This window comes from Lentzea alba, from assembly GCF_047445655.1.
Classification (GTDB): Bacteria; Actinomycetota; Actinomycetes; order Mycobacteriales; family Pseudonocardiaceae; genus Lentzea; species Lentzea alba_A.
Genome location: NZ_JAJAEG010000003.1, coordinates 106,341 through 128,050, shown reverse-complemented (window position 1 = coordinate 128,050; position 21,710 = coordinate 106,341). Strand labels below are relative to the sequence as shown.

Sequence of the window (21,710 nt, the reverse complement as noted above, 5' to 3'; positions counted from 1 at the left end):
CCATCATGGTGATCATGACCCTGACGTTCGCGGTCGTCCCCACGCACAACCGGCCGGCCGAGCTGCGGCAGATGCTGAAGTCACTCGGTCTGCCGCGCGACCGCGTCCTCGTGATCGACAACGCGAGCACGCCACCCGTCGCGGACGTCGAAGCGGTGGTCGTCCGCGACGAGGAGCAGCCGCCGAACCTCAGCAGGCTGTGGAACATCGGCCTGGACTGGGCTCACGAGCAGGCGGCCGGCGAGAAGTACGCGGTCGCCGTGCTGAACGACGACCTGGTGCTGCCGCAGGGCTTCATGGACGCGATGGTCGACGCTTTGGGCCGTTACGGCGCCACGATCGCGTATCCGGACCGCTCAGGCCGCGGCACCGACTGGCACAACACCGAGCAGGGTCCGGTGCTGATGGCCAACCGGATGACGGGCTACGCGTTCGTGCTGGACGGCACGGCGAACCTGCGCGCGGACGAACGGCTGCGCTGGTGGTACGGCGACGACGACCTGGAGTGGCAGGCGCAGGCACTGGGCGGCACGGTCCTCGTCGGAGGCGTCACCATCGAACACCTGCACCACAACACTTCCACGGAACAGAACCCGGTCCTCCGCGCACAGACCGAAGTGGACGAACAGGAGTTCATCGCGAAGTGGGGCAGGTCGTCCTGGGACTACCGCCCGCCCGCTAGCTGAGCTGGGTCAGCGCGAGCCCGCCGGCCATCAGCACGGCGCACGCCAGGCCGTGCACCACCGGGTTGCGGACGAGCAGCGCCACGAACTCCCGCAGGAACGCGCTCGGCACGAAGTACCAGGCCGTCGGCGCACCGATGACCTGCAGCCGCAGCCCCTGCTTGCGCGACAGCACGGCGGTGCGGAACACGTGGTAGTTGTTCGTGACCGCGACGACCCGGCCGTTGAGCCCGCGTTCGGCCAGCAACTCCTTGCTGTACCGGAGGTTCTCGTCGGTCGTGGTCGCCTGGTCCTCCAGCACGATGTCGTCCTCCGGCACCTCGCGGTCCATCAGGTACTGCCGCATCGCGAACGCCTCGGACACCTCCTCGTCGGCACCCTGCCCACCCGACACCACGATCACGGGCGACCGTCCGGCCTCCTGGTCACGCCGGTAGAGCCGGAGCGCACGGTCGAGCCGCGACGCCAGCAACGGCGGCACGCGCGAGCCGTTCAGCCCGGCGCCGAGCACCACGATGCCGTCGAACCCGCTGCGCCGCCCGGTCCGGCCGTAAATCACCGAGTACAGCAGCAGGCTCACGAACAGGAACGCGATGTACGCCGACACCAGGAACAACCCGATCGCGCTGCCGCGGATCCAGTCGTTGGGCTGCCCGATGCCCCAGAAGAAGTAGACCATCTCGCCCAGCAACGCGAGCCCTGCCAGCAACGACAGGAGGTTGCCCAGCGATCGGCCCTCGCGCCGGACCATCACCATGCCGTTCGCCAGCAACGCCAGCGGCAGCAGGAGCAGGCCCAGCACCGCCAGCATGAACGCGAGCAACAGCGGCAGGCTCACCACGGGGTTGTCCCTGCCGGCCTCGGCCAGCAACAGCAGCAGCATCAACAACGTGATGCCGAGCCAGATCGCGTTGCTCAGCCTGCGACGGTCACGCACCATCCCGTACAGGAAGAACGCGGCAGGGATGATGAACAGCAGGCCGGCTAGCACCGGGCAAGGGTAATACCGATGATCACGTGGTGCTCTCGGGATCCGGTTTCGGGGCAGGCTTCGGCCGAGGCCTCAGCTGCACCGCTCCCTTCGTGAGATCGAGCGGACCGGTCTCCTCGAAGTCCTCACCGGTACCGGAGTCCCCCGCCTCAGTGCGGAGCTTGCGTCCCGGGAACAACTCACCCAACTGCCCCATGCCTGCGACCCTACTCTCAGAACAGGGCGATCAGCAGCACGATCACGGCGAGCACGACCAGCAGCGGGATCCACGCACCGCCGGGGCGCCTGCGGTAGTGGCTGCGGACCGTCGTGCTGCGGAACCAGCTGTACGGCGTGCGGCGTCGGTGCCGGCTGACCCAGGGCATCGGAGCTCCTTCGTCACGGTTGGCTTGTCACGCCGGGGATACCCCGATCCGCAACCGGTCACGCACTCCCGTGAACCCGTTCGCCACCACCGCCGGATCACCGATGTCGTTGCCGTACAGCACTTCGTGCCACGGACCCAGCTGGTGCCAGCTCAGCGCGCGTTCCCGCAGCTCACCGGTCACGCCGTAGGTCCGGGCCAGCGCGTCCGCGAACTCCGGCGGCGTGGAGTTCAACGCCCAGGCCAGGTCGATCGCGGGGTCGCCGAGGTGCAGGTCGCCGAAGTCGATCACACCGGTCAGCACGCCGGCGCGACCGAGCACGTGCTCGGGGCCGAGGTCGCCGTGGACGAGGGTGTCCGCGGGCAGGCTGGAGATCCTGGCCAGCAGCCGCGCACCTTCCGGAACGGACGGCAGCACCTCTGTCCGGAACCGGTCGATCGGCTGGGGCATCGGGCCGACGCCGAGCTGCCGCGCGTGTTCGGCCGACGCGGAGTGCAACGCTCGCAGGAACTCTCCCAGCTGACGGCCTTGCGTCGCGTTGAACGACGTCAGTTCCTCGCCGGGCACCAGCTCGTGGCGAACGACGAGGGGTGACTCGGTCAGCACGACCGGGACGGGCACGGACAGCGGCAGCTGCGGCGCGAGCCACGGCATCACGACCGATTCGCGGATCAGCTGCGGACCGATCTCGGGACGGCGCGGGCGTCGGTCGACCCACCGCCCGTCGACCAGAGAAGCGGTGCTGTCCCAGCCTTCACCGAGGTACGTCACGCGCCCAATGTTTCATGCGCGCAGTGTTGCCAGCAGCTCGCGCGCATCCGCCGCCACCTTCGCCTGACCACGAGCCTCGGCCGCTGCCAGCGCCTCCCGAGCCGTCTCATCGGACCCGGTGATGTGTGCGCGGGCCAGCAACGCCCGGGAGTGGTCCATGAAGCTGTCGGTCTCCCGGATCGTCCCGAGCACCTCGTCGATCAGCTCCACCGACCCGGTGGCCCGAGCGAGCAGGATCGACGCCGTGATCACGCCGGGCTCGTAGCCGATCTTGCGGCCGAGCTCGACCGCTTCGCCCGCGTGCTCCGCGGCCCTGGAGGGCTCCAGCACGGCCATCGCGACGAGGCAGTCGATCTGCGCCTTGGGGAGTTCGGCGTCCTTGGCGACCGCGAAGCACCGCTCGGCGGCGGCGAGTCCCTCCGCCGTCTCGCCCCGTTCGGCGTGGATCCTGGCGAGGGTCGCCAGCGCGTTGGCGAGCGCCCGTCGCTGGTCGCGGCCTGCGTGCAGGTCCACCGACTCGATGCTCGTGGCGAGCGCCCGGTCGAGTTCACCCAGCTCGAAGTACGCGACGGACAGGTTGTCCAGCGTGAGGGCGCGCTGGTTGACCATCCCCAGGCGTTCGGCGATGTCCTTGCTCTCCTGGATGTACTCGGCGGCCTTGCGCAGCTCACCCCGCGCGCCGTAGGAGATGCCGAGGTTCATCAGCGCGCCGCCGGCCCCGCGCTCGTCGCCGATCGCCCGCCGCAGCACGAGGACCTCGGCGAACCTGTCGCCGGCCAGAGTGGTCTCGCCCAGCTCCAGGTGCACGAGCCCGGCCGCGTTCTTGATCAGCGCCACCGCGATCGGGGCCTCGGCGTAGTCCAGCGCCTCCGCGTAGTCGTCGAGCGCGTCGCGGTAGGCGCCACGGGTCCACGCGGACATGCCGAGGCCGAACAACGTCGCGCTCTGCCCCGCCCGGTCCCCCGCGGCGCGTGCCGTGCGCAGGCCGGCCAAGAACACCAGTGCCTTGTCGATCTCGAACCGGCCCATGTGCAGGTAGACCCGCATGGCGTCGGCGAGCTGCTGCGCGTACGGCGACGGCGCGGAGAGCACGGCCGCGACGAGGTTCGAGTGTTCCTCCTCCAGCCACACCAACGCTTCGTCCCTGGCGGCGAACGTCAGAGCCGCCCCGTCGAGATCGGGTTCGGTGAGCAGCACGGTCTCGGGGAGCGCCAGGCTGATCGCGTTGAACGCGGTCCGCAGGTACCACCCGTACATGTCCAGCAGACCGCGTTGGTCGTCGTCGTCCGCGGTGTCGGCGGCGAACAGCCTGATGAGGTCGTGCAGCTGATAGCGAACGCCGACGTGGTCGACGAGCCCCGCCCGCACGAGCTCGTCGAGCTGCGGTTCGGGATCACGACCGGCGAGCGCCGTGACGGCGTCGAGGCCGATGTCCGCACCGGGTGGCAGGCCGAGCAGCCGGAACACGCGCTTCGCCTCGTCGCTCAGCGCCCGGTAGGACAGGTCGAACGTGGCCCGGACGGCCGCGTCGCCGTCGATCTCCAGAACGTCCAGCCGGTCGCCGCGCAGCTCGTCGAGGTAGTCCTCGAAGTGACCGTGCACGACGTTCGCACCCGCGATGCGCAACGCGAGAGGGAGGTGCGCACACAGCCGGACGAGCTCTGCACGTTCTTCAGGCGAGCCTTTGACCTGCATGTTCGTCAACAGGTCGTGCGCCGCGTCATCGGCCAGCACATCGAGCCGCAGCTGGCCGGGCAGGTCGTGCCGGCTGGTGACGATCGCGAGGCAGCCCGGTGCGTTCGGCAGCAGCGGCTCGATCAGGTCCTCGACGGCGTTGTCGAGCACCACCAGCACCCGCTTGCCGTCGAGCTTCGCCCGGTAGAGGTCGATCTGGGCGGCGAGGCTCACCGGAACCGCCGACTGCGGCACCCCCAGCGCCCGCAGGAAACCGCTCAACGCCTGCTCCGCGGTGACCGGCGCCCCGGACGCGAACGCGCGCAGGTTCACGTACAGCTGCCCGTCGAAGTACCGCTCCCGCAACCGGTGCGCGAGCTGCACGGCCAGCGCGGTCTTGCCGACACCGGGGGCGCCGGTGATCGCGACGAGCCCTTCCCCGCAACCTTCGAGCCGGGCCAGCTCGTCCGTGCGGCCCACGAAGTCGGGGAGGTCCGCCGGCAGCTGGCACGGTCCGGGCGTGCGGACCTTCAGCCGGTAGCCCGACACGTCGGTGACGATCTCGTCCGGAATGGATCGACGTAGTCGCTTCACCAGCGTGCGCAACGCCGGGAGCGGCGCCAGCGGCGGCGCGTCACCCCAGACCTCGCGGATCAGGTCGGCGGACAGCACCGGCTCGTTGGGGCGCTCGGCGAGTGCCCGGTGCAACGCGCGCAGTCTGTTGTCCGATGTACCGCCCACCGCGCCGATCCTAGGGGCACGGATGCACGAGATCCTCGCCGAGCAGGCAGAATTTCCCTGGTGACCGCCACCGTCTCCGCGAAGCTGCTGTCGCTGCTCGGCACGTTCGACACCCGCCACCGCCGGCAGACGCTCAGCGGCATCGCGCGCCGCAGCGGGTTGCCGATCAGCACCACGCACCGGCTGCTCGCGGAGCTGGTGGCGTGGGGCGCGGTGCGCAGGCTGGCGTCCGGTGAGTACGTGATCGGGCGGCGGATCTGGCGGCTCGGACTGCTGGCCGCGGGCGAGGTGGACCTCAGCCGGGTCGCGGAGCCGTTCCTGCACGACATCCACGCCGCGACCCGCGCGGTGGTGCACCTGGCCGTGCGGGAGGGCACCCAGGTGCTGTACCTCGACCGGGTGTCCGGGCACGCGTCGGTGCCGATCGTCAGCTCGACGGGCAGCAGGTTGCCGTTGCACTCGACGGGGGTCGGCAAGGTGTTGCTCGCGCACGCACCGCCTGAAGTGCAGGAGGAGGTGCTCGCGCACGGTCTCACGCGGCTCACCGCCTACACCGTGACCGAACCGGGGCGGATGCGCGCGCAGCTGCACCGCATCCGGCGCGACGGGTACGCGCAGACGTTCGAGGAGATGACGCTCGGCGCCTGCAGCGTGGCGGTGCCGGTCGAAGTGGACGGTGAGGTCGTGGCAGCGCTCGGGATCGTGGTGCCGGACCTGCGCAACGTGCGGGCGCGACTGGTCGCGGCCTTGCAGGTGGCGTCGCGGGGTATCACCAGGACGATGGAGTCGGGTTTCCACCCACCGGAAGCCGGGCTTTGATGAGTGAGCGCTCTACCGCTTGAATCCTGCACTGTGGCAGGCGAAAAGCGAGAGCTGTTCATCGGCGGCGAAAGCGTTCCCACGCTGGACGGCCGCACCACTGAGGACCTCAACCCGTTCACGGGTGAGGTGCACGCCGTCGTGGCCGCCGCGAGTCCGGCGGACGTGACGCGCGCGGTCGACGCGGCGCAGGAGGCCTTCGCGTCGTGGTCCGCGACATCGCCGTCGGTGCGGCGCGGGATCCTCCTGCGGGCCGCGGACGACCTGGAGGCCAGGACACCGGAGGCCGTCAAGCTCATGGCCGCCGAGGTCGGTGGCGTCGCGGGATGGGCCGGGTTCAACGTGATGCTGGCGGCCGGCATCCTGCGCGAGGCCGCCGCCGCGGTCACCCAGCCCGTCGGCGAGGTGCTGACGACCGAGGTGCCGGGCCAGCTGTCGCTCGCGGTTCGTGAGCCGCTCGGCGTCGTCGCGGCGTTCGCGCCGTGGAACGCTCCCATCATCCTCAGCACGCGTGCCGTCGCGGCACCGATCGCCGCCGGCAACACCGTGGTGCTCAAGCCGAGCGAGGACGCGCCGATCGCGGCCGGGCTGTTCATCGCCGACGTGCTGCACGAGGCCGGACTGCCCGCGGGCGTGCTCAACGTCGTGACGAACGCTCCGCAGGACGCGGCCGAGGTCGCGACGGCGTTGATCACCGACCCGCGGGTGCGCGCCGTGAACTTCACCGGCTCGACCGAGGTGGGCCGGATCGTCGGAACCCTTGCCGCGCAACACCTCAAGCCCGCGGTGCTGGAGCTCGGCGGCAAGAACTCGTTGCTGGTCCTCGACGACGCCGACCTCGACCACGCGGTGAACGCGGCGACGTTCGGGTCGTTCCTCAACGCCGGCCAGATCTGCATGTCGACCGACCGCATCCTGGTGCACCGGGCGGTCGCCGAGGAGTTCACCGCGAAGCTCGCGGCCAAGGTGTCCTCGTTGCCGCACGGCGACCCGGCCGACGCGGGCACCGTGATCGGCCCGGTGATCAACCCGCGTGCGGCTCAGCGCATCGCAGCGCTGGTCGGTGAAGCCGTCGGCGCCGGTGCACGGGTCCGGGCCGGTGGTGAGGGTGCCGCGACCGTGCTGGACGGCGTCACCCCGGACATGCGGATCTTCCAGGAGGAGATCTTCGGACCGGCCGTCGTGGTCACCACCGTGGCCGACGACGACGAGGCCGTCACGATCGCCAACAACACCGAGCACGGCCTCACCGCGGGCATCATCACCGAGGACTCACGGCGTGGATTCGGCCTCGCGCAACGCATCCGCACCGGCATCGTGCACGTCGGCAACCAGACCGTGGACGACGAACCGCAGGCGCCGTTCGGTGGCGTGAAAGCCAGCGGGTACGGCAGGTTCGGCGGCCGGTGGGGCATCGAGGCCTTCTCCACCACGAGATGGGTCACGATCGCCGGCGGACACGGACACTTCCCCTTCTAGAGCCCCGCTTCGTGCGCCACGATCGCCGCCTGCACCCGGTTCTCCGCCCCGAGCCGGGTCAGGATGGCGCTCACGTGCCCCTTCACCGTGCCCTCCACCAGGTCCAGCCGCCGCGCGATCTGCGCGTTCGACAGCCCCTCGCCCAGCAACGCCAGCACGTCCCGTTCCCGCGCGGTCAACGCCTCCACGCGGGAACGGGCCTCGCTGATCCGGCCGCCGCGGAACCGCGTGATCATCCGGGCCGCGACCTTCGGCGCCAGGTAGGCACCACCGGACGCCACCGCGTGCACGCCCGCGATCAGCTCACGCGGATCACCTGACTTCAGCAGGAAGCCCCGCGCGCCACCGTCCAGCGCCCGTTCCAGGTAGCCGTCGTCGTTGAACGTCGTCAGCATCGCCACGCCGAACCCCAGACGGGCCAGCTCGGCCGCCGCCTCGAGCCCGTCGAGCCGGGGCATCCGGATGTCCAGCAGCACCACGTCCGGCCGGTGCTTCAGCGCGAGGTCGATCGCCTCACGACCGTCCGAAGCCTCCGCCACCACCTCGACAGCCGGGTCGGAGCCGAGGATGGCGCGCACCCCGGCGCGCACCATCGCCTCGTCGTCAGCCAGCAGAACGCGAATCACGAATCCCCCGAGTGCGGTAGCACCGCGACCAGCTCGAACCTGCCCTCGCCACGGCTGACGCGGAGAGTACCTCCCGCGAGCCGCACCCGTTCCCGCAACGCGACCAGGCCCAGCCGACTGCCTCCACCGCGCCGAAATCCGGTCTCGTTGCTCGCCTCGACGACGGTCGAGCCCGAGGAAACAACCTTCAACCGCAGCAACGACTTCGGTGCGTGCTTGGCCGCGTTCGTCAACGCCTCCTGCACCACCCGGTGCACGGTCCGTTCCACTGTGGACGGGATCGCACCCTCCACCGTGAACTCGACCCGCAACCCCGCCGCCACCGCGCGATCCACCAGGTCCTGGAGGCCCGAGACCGGCGGCTGATCCCCGTCGCGCAACAGGAAGACCAGGTCCGCCAGCCGGTCCGTGGCACCGGCCGCCGTCGTCCGGAGCGCAGCCGCGGCCGCCCGGTGCTCGGCGGGCAGTGTCATCTCCAACGCACCGGCCTGCAGCGCGAGCAGGCTGAGCTCGTGCCCGAGCGTGTCGTGGACCTCATGTGCGATCCGGGTGCGTTCGCGCAGGTGAGCGGCCTCGACCCGGGTCGCGGCAAGCGCGGCCTGCTCGTGGGCGACGCGCCCGAGGAACCACGGCAACGCCACCGCCAGCCCGACCACGCCCAGAGCGGTGAGCCCGAACGCGCCACCCGCGGCGAACAGGGCCGCGGGCCACGCCTTGGACGTCCGGCGACCGAGCAGGAACGTGATCACGAACAGCGGGATGCACACCGCGGCCGTCCACGGCGGCACGTTGTCGTGCATCGCGAACGACACCGCGACCGCGACGGCAACACAGGCCGCGAGCGCAACGATCCTCATCGCCGCCACCGGACGACCGCCACACTGATGTTCATCACGCTGGACACGCCCAACCACACCACAAGCGGCAACGAATAGTGCATCAGTTGGTAGAAAGAGATGTCCCTCCCACCGAACACCACACCGATCAGCATCGGCAACGCCAGCAGCACCCCCAGCGGCACGAACCTGAGCACCTGCCACGCCTTGTGGAACCTCCGCGGCCGCCGCAACGCCCGCACGCCGAGCGCCAGCGACAACAGGGTCAGCGCGGCCAGCACGAGATCGGTCAGCAGCCGATACGACGACGGCTCGGCGGGAGTCTTGCCGTCGACGATGTCCGCGATGCCGCTCTCCAGCTCGTAGGTGCCCTCGTTGCCGAGACCGATGCCGCTGTTCGACATCACCGCGATCCCGTAGCCGGACGGCGTCAGCATCTGACCGGCTGTCGCGGTGAACCAGATCCCGCTGTGCCGCAACCGTCCGGCTGAGTCCGTCTCCCAGCCCATGCCGTCCTGCGGCGCCAGCTCCGGTTGCGCGGCCAGCCACTTCGCCATGTCCGCGGCCGTGCTGATGATCCCGTCGGACCCGGTGAGGAACCGGTGCGGCTCGGTCAGCGAAACCGAGAACCCGTACGCAAAGCCGAAACCCTGCACGAAGTCCGGCGGCAGATCCCGTGGCGCCACGTCGATCGCCACGGTGTCACGCATGTCCAACGGCTCGAAGATGTGCTTACGAAGGTACGAGTTGAAGTTCTCGCCGGACGCCATCTCGACGAGCCGTGCGGCCAGGTGGTAGTTGGTGTTGGTGTAGCGGAACTGGCCGTCGGGCACCGCCTCGCGCAGAACGTCCCCGGCCCGCTCCACCGCCTCGACCGTGGTGCTGGGCTGCGGCAGGCTCTTCTCCGGCAACGTGCGGTCGCTGATCCCTGAAGTGTGCGAGAGCAGCTGCCGGGGCGTGACGCGCGAATCGAACACCGGACGATCGAGATCGAGCTTGCCGGCGTCGGCCAACTGCCGGACCGCCAGCGCCGTGAACGACTTGCTGACCGACGCGATCGCCATCTTCGAGTGTTCGGTGATGGGCGCGCCCGTCGAGTCGTGGCCGATGCCCTGGACCGCGATCACCTGGTCCCCCTTGGTGATCGCCACCGCGACGCCGGGATGGGCGGCTTCCGCGCTGTAGGACATGACGAACGCGACCACCGCGCTCAAGATGCTGTTCATGGTCGAGAACCTATGGAGCACAACGGAAACAAACCCGACCCTAAAGACAGAGCAGACCCCCGACGAAAGTCAGGGGTCTGCTCCGAGAACCGACGATCAGTGACCCGCGGCCATCTCCGCCGCCAGCCGGTCGTCGCCGCTCTGCTCCTTGAGCGGCTTCTCCTTGATGAACACCACCGCCAGCAGCGCGAGCACCGCGAACGGCGCGCCCACCAGGAAGATCTCCGCGGTCGCCGTCGCGTAGATGTCGGCGATCACGGCCTTGATCTCCGGCGGCAGCACCGAGATGTCCGGCACCTGGTCGCCACCGGTGCCGCCCATCGGGCCGAACTTCTCGGCCGCCAGCGACGACACCTTGCTCGCCAGCACCGCACCCAGCGCCGACACACCGATCGCACCGCCCAGCGAGCGGAAGAACGTCAGCGTCGACGTGGTGGCACCCAGGTCCTTGGCCGGCACGTCGTTCTGCGCCGCCAGCACGAGGTTCTGCATCATCAGACCGACGCCGACACCCAGCACGAACATGTGCACGGACACCATGAACACGGTGGTCTGAGCGGTGATCGTGGACAGCAGCAGCATGCCGGCGACCATGATCACGCCACCAGCGACCAGGAACGCCTTCCACTTGCCGTACTTCGTGATCAGCTGACCGGCCACGGTGGACGAGATCAGCAGGCCGAGGATCAGCGGCAGACCCAGCAGACCGGCCTGGGTCGGCGTCTTGCCGAGCGACAGCTGGAAGTACTGCGAGAGGAACACCGTGCCGCCGAACATCGCGACACCCACCAGGGCGCTGGCGATCGTGGTCAGCGACACCGTGCGGTTGCGGAAGATCGACAGCGGCACGATCGGGTCGTGCGCGGTGGCCTCGACCCGGACGGCCGCGACGAGCAGCAGGACGCCCAGCGTCACCAGGCCGGCGGTCCAGCCCGACCACCAGTCGAACTTCTGCCCGGCCAGCGACGACCAGATCAGCAGCGTCGACACACCGGACACGATCAGGAACGCGCCCAGGTAGTCGATCTTCGTCTCCTGCTTGCGCACGACCGGCAGGTGCAGGGTGCGCTGGAGCAGCCAGATCGCGGCCAGCGTGAACGGGACGCCGATGAAGAAGCACCAGCGCCAGCCCAGCCACGAGGTGTCGACCAGCACGCCGCCGATCAGCGGGCCGGCGACCGTGCCGACGCCGAACACGGCACCGAACAGACCGGAGTACCGGCCGAGCTCACGCGGCGGGATCATCGCGGCCATCACGATCGTCGCTAGTGCCGTGACGCCACCGGCGCCCAGGCCCTGCACGATGCGGCTCACGATCAGCATCTCGATGTTCTGCGAGAAGCCGGCGATCAGCGACCCGACCACGAACAGGCTCAGCGACGCCTGGATCAGCAGCTTGCGGCTGTAGAGGTCGGCGAGCTTGCCCCACAACGGCACGGTGGCCGTCATCGCGAGCAGCTCGACCGTGACGATCCAGGCGAAGATCGACTGCGAGCCCTTCAGCTCCGCGACGATGCGCGGCAGGGCGTTCGACACGACGGTGCCGGCCAGGATGGCGACGAACATGCCGAGCATGAGGCCGGACATCGCCTGGACGACGTCTCTCTTGCTGTGGACTGGTGTTGGAGCATCGGTTTCGGTGCTCATGATCCCCCTTCGTGGTGGTGCTGCGGCGCGTGAGCCAGCCCCCTGCTGAACAGGTCGAGCGCTTCGCCGACCAGGTCACCCAACGCGACGTCGTCGTCCTGTGCCCAGCGAGTAACCGCACAGCGGAACGCGGCCGTCCCCGCCGCGACCAGCAGCCGCGGGTACAGGTCGGCCTCGGGCAGCCCGCTGCGCCGCGCCACCGCGGCGGCGAGCATCTGCTCGGACTCCGCGCTCGTGGCGAACGCGCGGACCAGCAGGTCCGGTCGCTGCATCAGAACTTCCTTGCGCAGCAACCACAGGTCGCGGGCGTTGTTCAGCTCGTCGGTGATCTCCGCGAGCACCGAGTCCCGGAACGCCTCGAACGGCGTCACCCCGGCGGGCGCGTCGACGATGCGCGCGGCCATGCGCGGACCCGCCTCCGGGTCCGCGCCGATCAGCGCCTCGTCCTTGCTCGCGAAGTAGTTGAAGAACGTGCGCACCGAGACGTCGGCCTCGGCGGCGATCTCCTCGACCGTGACGTGGTCGTAGCCCCGCTCGGCGGCGAGACGCAGCGTGGCCCGCTCGAGCGCCGCACGCGTGCGGCGCTTCTTGCGGTCGCGAAGGCTCTCCCCCGGTTGGCTCACGAGCCAACAGTACAGGAGAGTTTTGCAGTGACTGCAACTTTGCAGCGCGTGAAATGGACCACCTATGACCAGGGGGTTTTCGGCTTCGCCTGAAGCTCACCGTCGATGAACAGGTCGACACGCTCCGTGTAGAAGCACGCGAGCCCGGCGACCTTCTGACTCTCCGGCAGCGGCGTCCGGTAGATCCACACGAGGTCCTCGTGGACCTTGCCGTTCACCTCGACCGACCAGTAGTCCGCGGTGCCCTTGTACGGGCACTGCGTCTGCGTGTCCGACGGCCTGAGCAGGTCGAAGCGGATGTCGCTCAACGGCAGGTAGTAGCGCGGCGGGAGCCCGGTCTCGAACAGGATGCGAGGCTGCGACGACGCGGCCAGGGTCACCCCGTCCAACGCCACCCGCACGTGCCGAGAGCTGCCCAGGACGTCGACCCGCGAGTACGGGTCGCGCGGGTGCACGTAGATCGGCTCGTCCTCCTCCAGCCACTCGTCCATGGCGGAGAACTCGAACCGGACCAGGTCCCGCAGCTCCTCGATCGGCGAGTCGGGATAGGTCAGCGCCGCACCCTCGGCCGTGCCGCCGGCGGTGATCACGTCGTGCAGCACCCCGTCGCCCCTGCTCGGCGAGTGCTTGGTGTCCCCGTTCGGCTTCAGCTCGGCGCGCACCGAGGAGAGCGGCACGTAGTAAGTCGGGTAGTAGGGGATCTCCCAGACCAGGTGCGGCGTGGTCGTGTCCGCGACCAGTTCGCCACCGAAGAACGCACGCACCCGCTTCGCCGAGGTCTCAACCCGAACCCGCCCACGCTGTTCGTTAGCCATGTCCCACTTCAACACGGGACGGGCGAGCAGGCTTCCCGGTCAGGCGTTGCCGTCGAAAAGGCTCGTGACCGAGCCGTCCTCGAAGACCTCCTGGATCGCACGGGCGAGCAGCGGGGCGATGCTCAGCACGGTCATGCCGGGGAACCGCTTCTCGTGCGGGATCGGCAGGGTGTCGGTGAGGATCACCTCGCGCGCCTTGCTGGCGATGAGCCGGTCGTAGGCCTCACCGGACAGCACACCGTGCGTGGCCACGAGGATGACGTCCTTCGCGCCGTGGTCCAGCAGCTGCCGCGCGGCCGTCGTGCTCGTCATCGCCGTGTCGATCATGTCGTCGACCACGACGCACGTGCGACCGGCCACGTCACCGACGACGCGGTTGCCCATGACCTCGTTGGGCCGCAACGGGTCGCGGGTCTTGTGGATGAACGCGATCGGGCAACCGCCGAGCAGGTCGGCCCACTTCTCCGCGAGCCTGGTGCGGCCGGCGTCCGGCGACACGATCGTGAGGTCTTCGCCCTGGTAGTGGGCCCGCACGTGGTCGGTGAGCAGCCACATCGCGTGCAGGTGGTCGACCGGGCCGTCGAAGAAGCCCTGGGCCTGCGCGGTGTGCAGGTCGACCGTGACGATCCGGTCCGCGCCCGCGGTCTTGAACATGTTCGCGACCAGCCGAGCCGAAATCGGTTCACGTCCGGCGTACTTGCGGTCCTGCCGCGCGTACGGGAACGACGGCACGACCGCGGTGATCCGCTTCGCCGAGGCCCGCTTGAGCGAGTCGACCATCAGCAGCTGCTCGATCAGCCAGTCGTTGATGGGCGCGCTGTGACTCTGCATGACGAACGCGTCCGCGCCGCGCACCGACTCCTCGAACCGGACGAAGATCTCCCCGTTGGCGAAGTCGTAGGCGGACTGCGGGGTGATGCCGACGCCGAGGTGCTTGCCGACGGCCTCCGCGAGTTCGGGGTGCGCCCGGCCCGTCAGCAGGATCAGCTGCCTCTTCGCCACGCCTGGCTTGCCGCTGACCATGCACGCTCCCCGACAGAGATTCCACGTAGCTGAGCAATTGTGCGTACCCCACAGGAGCACGGGGTCCACCCACGGTAGAGATTACCCACGCCGGATTCACCTCTTGGGGTATCGCTCGTGTGATTTCTTGATCAGCGTGCTTGAGGGGTCAATGACCATGCCTACGCTCCTGACATGCCTGACAACCAGGACAAGCCCGGGCCGACATCGCCACCACCGCCGAACCCGATCGTGATGAGCACGCCGATCCACGACCAGATCGCGACCCAGTTGGGCATACGCGTGATGCGCCGCCGTCCCGATTGAGACACCGGCACGGGTTGCCTACTTTCGGCCGTCGACGGACGACGCGCGCACCAGATAGGAATGGCCCCTCTGCGGACAAGAGGGGAGCTTGTCGATGCGTTTCACCGTGCTGACCGCCGCTGCGGCACTCATGATCACCGGCACACCCGCGGTCCAGGCCGATCCAGGGGCACTGAGAGTCCCGGCGATCAACTGGCAGGCGTGCGGACCCGAGAACCCCGGCTTCGACTGCGCCTCGGTGAAGGTGCCGCTGGACTACGACAACCCGCGTGGCGCCACCACGACGGTGGCGCTGGCGCGCAAGCCCGCCTCCGACCAGGCGCGCAAGATCGGGTCGCTGTTCCTCAACCCCGGCGGACCGGGTGGCTCGGGCGTGGACTTCGCGTTCGGCTGGGGCGACCGGCTCAACACGAACCTGCAGGGCCGGTTCGACATCGTCGGCTTCGACCCGCGCGGCGTCGGGCGCTCCGACCCGCTGCACTGCTTCGCCAGCGAGGAAGACCTCAACAAGTTCTTCGAGGGTGTTCCCGCCTTCCCGTACCAGTCGGCGCAGGAACGGCCGTTCTACGACCGCTACCGCTCGCTCGGGCCGGAGTGCCGCGACGACCAGCCGATCGCACGGCACATGAGCACCGCCGACGTCGTGCGGGACCTGGACCTGCTGCGCCGTGCCGTGGGTGACCGCAAGCTCACCTACCTGGGCTTCTCGTACGGCTCGTACCTCGGCGCCACGTACGCGAACATGTACCCGAACAACATCCGCGCGCTCGTGATCGACGGCGTGCTGAACCCGGAGCTGTGGTCGAGCGGCCGGCAGATCGAGTCCGACCGGATCGCGACCAAGGAGGAGTTCCGCGAGTTCCTGCGCAACTGCGACGAGGCCAAGTGCGTGTTCGGCCCGAACTCGGAGAAGCGCTGGAACGCGTTGCTGAAGTCGGTGCGCGCCAAGCCGATCCAGCTGGGCGAGGACGTCTACACCTATGACGCGGTGATCGCCACCGCGACCGGCGCGATGTACAACCCGCGCAGCTGGCCCGGCGCCGCGAACCTGTTCGACCAGTTGTCGGACGCGTCGGCGTCAGTCACCACAGCCTCCGCGGAACCGGACTACGACAACGGTTTCGACGCCTACAACGGCAACGCGTGCGCGGACATCGAATACCCGGGCAACTTCAACGCCTACCGCGCCATCGGCAAGTACGCCGAGGCCGGCTCGGAGTTCGGCCCGTACTGGTGGTGGAGCAACGCGGCCTGCGCGAACTGGCCGACCAACCACGACCGCTACGCCGGGCCGTGGCGCGCGCGCACGAACGCACCGGTTCTCGTGGTGGGCAACTACTTCGACGGCGTCACGGACTACCGCGGCGCACAGGCCGTGAACAAGCAGCTGGCGGGTAGCCGACTGCTGACGTACGCGGGTTGGGGTCACACGGCGTACGGGCTGAGCAAGTGCGCTTCCGACCACACGGACGCATACCTGCTCAACGGCACGTTGCCTCCGGTCGGGACGGTGTGCCCGGCGAACCCGAACCCGTTCCTGCCGACTGCTGCTTTGTCGGAGCCCATGTTCCAGCCTGCTTCACGGCGCTAGTTCTTGAGCTAGCTCCACCGCTGCACGCGCGGGATCGTGGTTGAACCGACTGCCGAACGCGTCGTGCACGCGCCACCCCGCGTGGGTGAGCGCACGCCAGCGAGCGAGATGCGCCTGCACCCCTTCCGGGTGCGGGCGCGTCTCCACCGCCACGGCATCGCCCTTCTCGCCGACGACGAGGTCGACCCGCCACTGCCCCACCGGATAACCCGTGCGGACAGTCAGGCCCGTCGCCTTGAGCTCCTGCGCAAGCCGCGCCGTCCAGTCATCGGACGGCTCCACGCCCTCGGTCTCCGTCGGCGGCACCTCGGCGTGCTTCAGGTACTCGCCGATCAACCCGGGCGGCTCCGGCGCCGACGTGATCACGTGCACCGACCGGCGCGCCCGCGTCGTGAGCACCGCCAGCAGGTTCCGGTCGTTCACGAACCGCCACGCACCGGGCTTGGCGTCCGCGGCCAGGCTGATCACGACCTCGTCGAACTCGCTGCCCTGCACGCCGTGCACCGTGCCGACGCGGACACCACCCTTGGTGATCTCGTCCAGCGTCAGCTGATCGAGCATCGCCTCCTCCAACGCGTCGGCCTGCGCGCGGAAGGGTGTCACCACACCGATCGACCGCACGCCCATCGCGACCCGTTTGCGCAGGTGGGCCAGCACGGCGTCGATCTCGACCTGGTTGACGCCCTTCGTCGTCCGCTCCCCCGGCACGTGCTCGGTGTCGATGCAGTCGACGTCCGCGATCGACGGGTGCGTGGTGAGCAACGCGATCTTGCCGTCGTAGAACTTCGTGGCGGCGAACCCGATCAGGTGCGGCGCACAGCGGTGGTGCTCGTCGAGCCAGTGCACACCCGCGGTCGCGGCCGCCGCGTCGAACAGGCTCACCTTCGGCACGTCCAGCCGGTCGCGCAGGTCCTGCGTGCCCTCCGCGTCGACCGCCGCCTGCACGGCCTGGTCGCTGACGAACGACACGTGCCGCAGCTGCCGCGGATCGCCACCGATGACCGCGGACCGCCCGCGCAGCAACGCCGGCGCCGCCAGCGGCTGGTCGACGTGACTCGCCTCGTCGATGATCACCAGGTCGAACATGCCCGGCACCGGCGGCAGGATGTCCTCCACGTCCGACAACGTGCCGACCCACAACGGCAGCGCCGCCACCAGGTCCGCGCTGTCGATCTCGGCCAGCCCGCGCCGCCGCGCCGCCCTGCCCGACCGCAACGCCTTCGCCAGCGCCGCCACCGCCCGGCGCGCACCCGACCCCCGGCTGCTGACCGCGTACTCCTTCAACCACGCGGCCGTGGCCTGCCGGGACGCGGCGTCCTGCGCGGCGAGCAACGGCCGCAGCTCGCTGAACTCAGTGCCGCCCGCGGTTGCGATCCTGATCGCCGCAGCGGTCTGTTCGGCGGCGTCGACAGCGGCTTTGAGGTCCTCTGTGGACACTTCTGCGGCGCCGGAGATCTTACGTGCCCTCTTCAGTGCCCAGCTCGTGCGAAGTCCACCCAGGAACCCCTCGCGGGGGCGCAGAAGTCCTTTCAGGTCAACAAAATCGATACCCGCGTCGAACGCCTTGGGTGCCACTGAGCGATGCGTCGCCATCAGGGCCTGCTGGCGCCGTGCCTGCGCGGCCAGCTCCTCGTCGGTGAGCGCCGCGCCGACCGTGCGCTCGATCCTGGCCACCGCGGCGGTGGCGGAGTGCCGTTCCTGATCGAGCTCCTTGAGCTGCTGCGGGTTGCCGAGAGCGGACAGCCCGTCGCTCAGCTCGCGCGCCATCTCCTGCCGCAGCTCGGAGTCACCGAACAACACCGGCACCGGCCCACCCGCCCGGCGCAGCGCGGCACCGAGGACGTCAGCGGCATTGCGCGTGCGGCTGGCGAGCAGCACCGACTTGCCGGCGGCAACGGCGTCCAACGCCAGCGCGGCCAGCGTGTGCGTCTTGCCGGCACCGGGAGGCCCGCCCACGACGGTGATCGGCGCGCGCCGGGCGTGCTCGACAGCGCGCTGCTGGCTGGCGCTGAGCGGCAGGGCCGAGCTGATCGGCGCGCTGTGCTCGTCGGTCTGCTGGGGTGCGCCGTAAAGAGCCGCGAACGCGGTGCGCTCGACGTTCTTCTTGGGCGCCCACCCGTACAGCGCCGCACCCTGCTCGGTCGTCACCACCGGTTCACCCGCGTGCAGCCCCGCCCCCATCGCCACGACCAGCTCGCTGCCGGAGATCAGCGTCGTCGGGTCCTTCCGCACGATCGGCACGTTCTCGAACCCGGCCAGCCGAAGCGTCTCGGTGATCCACTCCGCGGTAGGCGCGAGCGCCGCCTCCCGCTCGGCGGTCTTCGCCCAGCCGTCGATCAACGGGAACACCCCGGTGTCACCGGCGACGTGGTAGGCGTAGTTCAACCCGCTGCTGTGATGCAGCCGCACCGGCCGCGACACCAGCGGCAGACACACCCGCCGCCGCTGCCCACCGATCTGCGCGGGCCCGACGAGGAACGCCCACCCCACGCGCAGCAACCGGTCCTCCTGGTGCAGCGCGTCGAACGCCGCGAGCCGCTCGACCTGCTCACGCGCCTGCTTCGGCACGGTCCACATGATCGGCGTCCACTCGACGGACTCCTGCACGGTGGTGATCGCCCGCCACGACGGTTCGTGGTCCCCCTGCCACAGCAGACCGGCGGCCTTGGTGAGGTCGAGCTGGACCTTCTGAGGCTGCTCGGCGGCACTCAGCCGGGCCAGGGTGCGCAGGACGGCGGGAACAATCACGCGCGACATCGTGCCACCCGGCTGGGTAGCTTCGTGCACCGTGGAGGATCTTCCCGCGAGCCTGTCCGAACACGACCTGGCGGCCGGGCTCGCCCGGTTCGGCATCACCGAGCCGCCGACCTACGTGCCCGTCGGCTTCGGCGACTACCACTACGCCGTCGCGGACCGCTGGTTCACCTGGGACTTCGACCTCTCGCAGCGCGGCGGCACCGGAGAAAGCCGGGGAACGACGACTTGATCGTCCGGCTGGACAACCGCGGCGCGCTGAGCATCTTCACTCACCTGGAGACAAAGGGGCGCTTTCAGCGACGAACTCCCGGCAAGCGACTGCGCCGAGAAGCTGACCCTGCTCGCCGCGTTGCACGATCACGAACCACCGCAAGACGTTCCCGGTGGCCGAAGTGGACCCACCGAACCGAACGGCGCTGAGAGCACCACCAGAGGAACGCTGCGAGCGGTTCTCGACACTCGCGCAAGAAGCGTTCATCGCCAGCACCGGATGAATCCGCGACTCGCTCGCCGAGGTCGACCGTCTGGCTCACCAGACAGAACGAAGGTGCGGTGGCACTCACCCTCATGAGGTCTGAGGCTGATCGACTGGGACACCGTCGCCCTGGCCGCGCCCGAACGCGACCTGTACCGGTTCGACGACCTGACCGTCTACAAGAACCTCACCGGCCACGAACCCGACGCGGCCGGCCTGGCCCTCTACGAACTCCGCTGGAGTCTCGACGACATCGCGGAGTACGTGGTGTGGCTCCGCGCCCCGCACGAACAGTCACGGGACGCGGAACTCACGTTGCACTACTTCAAAACAACCCTCGACAGCCTTTAGAGCGTCAGGCTCCAGGTGTCGATGGTGCCGGTGTCGATCGTGGCCGCGTCACGGACCCGAAGAACCCAGGTGCCGTTGCGAGTCTCCGACGACAGGTTGACCGTGAAGGTCTGGTCGATGTTGTCGGCGCTGCCACCCGAACGGTTCGAGAGCGAGTAAGCGGTACCGTCCGGCGCCACCAGGTCGACCACGAGGTCACCGCGGTAGGTGTGCTTGATGTGCACCTCCACCTTGCTCGACGCCGAAGCGGTGCCGGTGCAGCCGCTGAACGTGATCGAGCTGGTCACCGTGGTGTTGTCCGGAATCGCGACGTCCGTGCCGTTGGTCTGCGTGGCACAGGTCGACGAGCCGACCGTCCACGTGAACGACGTGCTGCCCGAACCACCGGCGGAAGCGGTGGCCGTCACGGTCACGTTGTAAGTACCCGCAACCGAAGCCGTACCGGTGACGAGACCGGTCCCAGAACCAATCGAGAGACCGGTCGGCAGACCGGTGGCCGACCACGTGTACGGCGCGGTGCCGCCAGAGGCCGACAGCTGCAGGTTCGCAGAGCCGTTCAGCGCCGTGGTCTGGTTGCCGGGGTTGGCCACCGAAACACCAGGCACGCCACCGGAGTTGGTGCGCAGCAACAGGTTCGCCGTGTTGGCACCGGGGTTGGTGACCTTGTTCGGCGTGGCCGCGGCGAGGATCGCGGAGTGCACCTCGGCCGGGGTCTTCGACGGGTTGTCCGCCAGGTACAACGCGGCCGCGCCCGCGACGTGCGGGGAGGCCATCGAGGTGCCGCTCATCGTCGCGGAGCCCGAGTTGTTGTTGTACGAGGCCGAAACGATGTCCTGGCCGGGTGCGAACAAGTCGCTGCACGTGCCGAACGACGAGAACGACGCGCGGGCGTCGGTGCGTGCCGTCGCCATGACGTTGATCGTTTCCCGGACGCGCTGCGGCGAGTACTTGCACGAGTCGTCGTTGAAGTTGCCCGCCGCCACGACGTACGAGACGCCCGCCCGGATCGACGCGCCGACGGCGTCGTCGAGCACGCGGCTCGGCTCGTTCGCGGTGCCGGTGTAGAGGCTCATGTTCGCGACCGCCGGCAGGACGGCGTTCGCGGTGACCCAGTCGACGCCCGCCGCCTCGGTGGAGACGGAGCCGCCACCCTGGCAGTTGAGCACGCGGACGGCCTTGAGCTTCACGTTCTTGGCCACACCGTACGAGGTTCCGCCGACGGTGCCGGCGACGTGCGTGCCGTGGCCCTGGCAGTCCTTGCCGTTGCGGCCGTCGGTGAACGCGTCGAACCCGAACGTCGCCCGGCCACCGAAGTCCGCGTGGTCGTAGTTGATGCCGGTGTCGATCACGTACGCGGTGACGTTCGAAGCGCCGGTGCTGTAGCTGTACTTGCTGTTCAGCGGCAGATCGGCCTGGTCGACCCGGTCCAGGCCCCACGACGGCGGGTTGAGCTGGTCGGCCAGCACCTGGACGGTCCGGTCCTGCTCGACGTAGAGCACGTCCGGGTCGGCGGCGAGGCGCTTGGCCTGCTTGGCCGACATGGTGGCGGAGAAGCCCTTGAACGCCGCCTTGTAGGTGAAGCCGACCTTGGCGCTGTAGCGCGACGCCAGGCCACCGGCACGGCCGGCGACCTCCGTGCGCGCCATGCCGTTGTCCTTCAGAACCACGATGTAGCTGTCCTGGACGGCGTTCGGCGCGCTTTCCGCGACGATCTGTCCTTCCGGCTGGGCAGCGGCCGGTTGGACCAGTAGTGCCGTACCAACGGCGGCAACTGCCGCCACCCCGAGCGTGCGCAGGGCGCGTTGTCTCATCACTGCTCCTTGTTCACAGGGAAACCGCGCGTGAACAGAGGGCCGGCCCTCGACGGCCCCACAGGTGCGTTCACACGCGGTTTGCGAAACAGCGGTAGTC

General features: G+C 69.3%; 20 protein-coding genes. 6 read left to right on the top strand and 14 right to left on the bottom strand.

The window, feature by feature from the left end:
* Positions 1-14: 14 nt before the first annotated feature.
* Positions 15-686: a glycosyltransferase family 2 protein gene (locus LFM09_RS06140; protein WP_414095289.1), complete on the top strand. Its 672-nt coding sequence runs from the start codon at positions 15-17 to the stop codon at positions 684-686.
* On the opposite strand, the gene LFM09_RS06135 is transcribed toward LFM09_RS06140, so the two are convergent.
* The 5 genes from LFM09_RS06135 to LFM09_RS06115 are packed head-to-tail and all read right to left on the bottom strand — an operon-like array spanning position 679 to position 5,225.
* A complete protein-coding gene (locus LFM09_RS06135) occupies positions 679-1,674 on the bottom strand; it encodes a YdcF family protein (RefSeq protein ID WP_414095288.1) in 996 nt (331 codons plus the stop codon). The two genes, LFM09_RS06140 and LFM09_RS06135, sit on opposite strands and share 8 nt — an antisense overlap.
* A gap of 22 nt (positions 1,675-1,696) precedes the next feature.
* Positions 1,697-1,870 (bottom strand): hypothetical protein, encoded by a 174-nt coding sequence (locus tag LFM09_RS06130; protein WP_414095287.1) that lies wholly within the window; start codon positions 1,868-1,870, stop codon positions 1,697-1,699.
* A gap of 16 nt (positions 1,871-1,886) precedes the next feature.
* Positions 1,887-2,039: a hypothetical protein gene (locus LFM09_RS06125; protein ID WP_414095286.1), complete on the bottom strand. Its 153-nt coding sequence runs from the start codon at positions 2,037-2,039 to the stop codon at positions 1,887-1,889.
* A gap of 27 nt (positions 2,040-2,066) precedes the next feature.
* A complete protein-coding gene (locus tag LFM09_RS06120; protein WP_414095285.1) occupies positions 2,067-2,810 on the bottom strand; it encodes a phosphotransferase family protein in 744 nt (247 codons plus the stop codon).
* Between the two features lie 12 nt (positions 2,811-2,822).
* Positions 2,823-5,225 carry an NB-ARC domain-containing protein gene (locus LFM09_RS06115; protein ID WP_414095284.1) on the bottom strand — a complete coding sequence of 801 codons (2,403 nt, stop codon included), beginning with the start codon at positions 5,223-5,225 and terminating at the stop codon, positions 2,823-2,825.
* Between the two features lie 60 nt (positions 5,226-5,285).
* On the opposite strand from LFM09_RS06115, the gene LFM09_RS06110 reads away from it, so the two are divergent.
* On the top strand, positions 5,286-6,044 hold the full coding sequence (locus LFM09_RS06110) for an IclR family transcriptional regulator (protein ID WP_414095283.1): 759 nt from the start codon (positions 5,286-5,288) through the stop codon (positions 6,042-6,044).
* A 33-nt stretch (positions 6,045-6,077) separates the two neighbouring features.
* Positions 6,078-7,523, top strand: a complete 1,446-nt coding sequence (locus tag LFM09_RS06105) for an aldehyde dehydrogenase family protein (RefSeq protein WP_414095282.1) — start codon at positions 6,078-6,080, stop codon at positions 7,521-7,523.
* Here the strand turns inward: LFM09_RS06105 and LFM09_RS06100 are convergent.
* The 7 genes from LFM09_RS06100 to LFM09_RS06070 all read right to left on the bottom strand — a co-directional run bounded on the left by LFM09_RS06100 (position 7,520) and on the right by LFM09_RS06070 (position 14,319).
* On the bottom strand, positions 7,520-8,149 hold the full coding sequence (locus LFM09_RS06100; RefSeq protein WP_414095281.1) for a response regulator: 630 nt from the start codon (positions 8,147-8,149) through the stop codon (positions 7,520-7,522). The genes LFM09_RS06105 and LFM09_RS06100 overlap by 4 nt on opposite strands.
* Complete coding sequence (locus LFM09_RS06095; RefSeq protein ID WP_414095280.1) at positions 8,146-9,006, bottom strand: sensor histidine kinase; 861 nt, start codon at positions 9,004-9,006, stop codon at positions 8,146-8,148. The genes LFM09_RS06100 and LFM09_RS06095 overlap by 4 nt, the downstream gene beginning before the upstream one ends.
* A complete protein-coding gene (locus LFM09_RS06090; RefSeq protein WP_414095279.1) occupies positions 9,003-10,211 on the bottom strand; it encodes a serine hydrolase domain-containing protein in 1,209 nt (402 codons plus the stop codon). Before LFM09_RS06090 ends, LFM09_RS06095 begins: the two co-directional genes overlap by 4 nt.
* A 96-nt stretch (positions 10,212-10,307) precedes the next feature.
* On the bottom strand, positions 10,308-11,858 hold the full coding sequence (locus LFM09_RS06085; protein ID WP_414095278.1) for an MDR family MFS transporter: 1,551 nt from the start codon (positions 11,856-11,858) through the stop codon (positions 10,308-10,310).
* On the bottom strand, positions 11,855-12,481 hold the full coding sequence (locus LFM09_RS06080; RefSeq protein WP_414095277.1) for a TetR/AcrR family transcriptional regulator: 627 nt from the start codon (positions 12,479-12,481) through the stop codon (positions 11,855-11,857). The genes LFM09_RS06085 and LFM09_RS06080 overlap by 4 nt, the downstream gene beginning before the upstream one ends.
* A gap of 62 nt (positions 12,482-12,543) precedes the next feature.
* Positions 12,544-13,296 (bottom strand): DUF427 domain-containing protein, encoded by a 753-nt coding sequence (locus LFM09_RS06075; protein ID WP_414095276.1) that lies wholly within the window; start codon positions 13,294-13,296, stop codon positions 12,544-12,546.
* Positions 13,297-13,335: 39 nt separating this feature from the next.
* Positions 13,336-14,319: a ribose-phosphate diphosphokinase gene (locus LFM09_RS06070; protein WP_414095275.1), complete on the bottom strand. Its 984-nt coding sequence runs from the start codon at positions 14,317-14,319 to the stop codon at positions 13,336-13,338.
* Positions 14,320-14,493: 174 nt separating this feature from the next.
* On the opposite strand from LFM09_RS06070, the gene LFM09_RS06065 reads away from it, so the two are divergent.
* Both LFM09_RS06065 and LFM09_RS06060 read left to right on the top strand, forming a co-directional pair.
* Positions 14,494-14,625 (top strand): hypothetical protein, encoded by a 132-nt coding sequence (locus LFM09_RS06065; protein ID WP_414095274.1) that lies wholly within the window; start codon positions 14,494-14,496, stop codon positions 14,623-14,625.
* A gap of 94 nt (positions 14,626-14,719) precedes the next feature.
* A complete protein-coding gene (locus tag LFM09_RS06060; RefSeq protein WP_414095273.1) occupies positions 14,720-16,216 on the top strand; it encodes an alpha/beta hydrolase in 1,497 nt (498 codons plus the stop codon).
* Here LFM09_RS06060 and LFM09_RS06055 read toward each other — a convergent pair.
* Entirely contained in the window at positions 16,205-18,964 is a 2,760-nt protein-coding gene (locus tag LFM09_RS06055) for an AAA domain-containing protein (RefSeq protein ID WP_414095272.1), read from the bottom strand. The genes LFM09_RS06060 and LFM09_RS06055 overlap by 12 nt on opposite strands.
* A 40-nt stretch (positions 18,965-19,004) precedes the next feature.
* Here LFM09_RS06055 and LFM09_RS06050 point away from each other — a divergent pair, with 40 nt between their 5' ends.
* Positions 19,005-19,202, top strand: coding sequence for a hypothetical protein (locus LFM09_RS06050; RefSeq protein ID WP_414095271.1), 198 nt, complete (start codon positions 19,005-19,007; stop codon positions 19,200-19,202).
* A 593-nt stretch (positions 19,203-19,795) separates the two neighbouring features.
* Here the strand turns inward: LFM09_RS06050 and LFM09_RS06045 are convergent.
* A complete protein-coding gene (locus LFM09_RS06045) occupies positions 19,796-21,610 on the bottom strand; it encodes a S8 family peptidase (RefSeq protein WP_414095270.1) in 1,815 nt (604 codons plus the stop codon).
* Between the last annotated feature and the right edge of the window lie 100 nt (positions 21,611-21,710).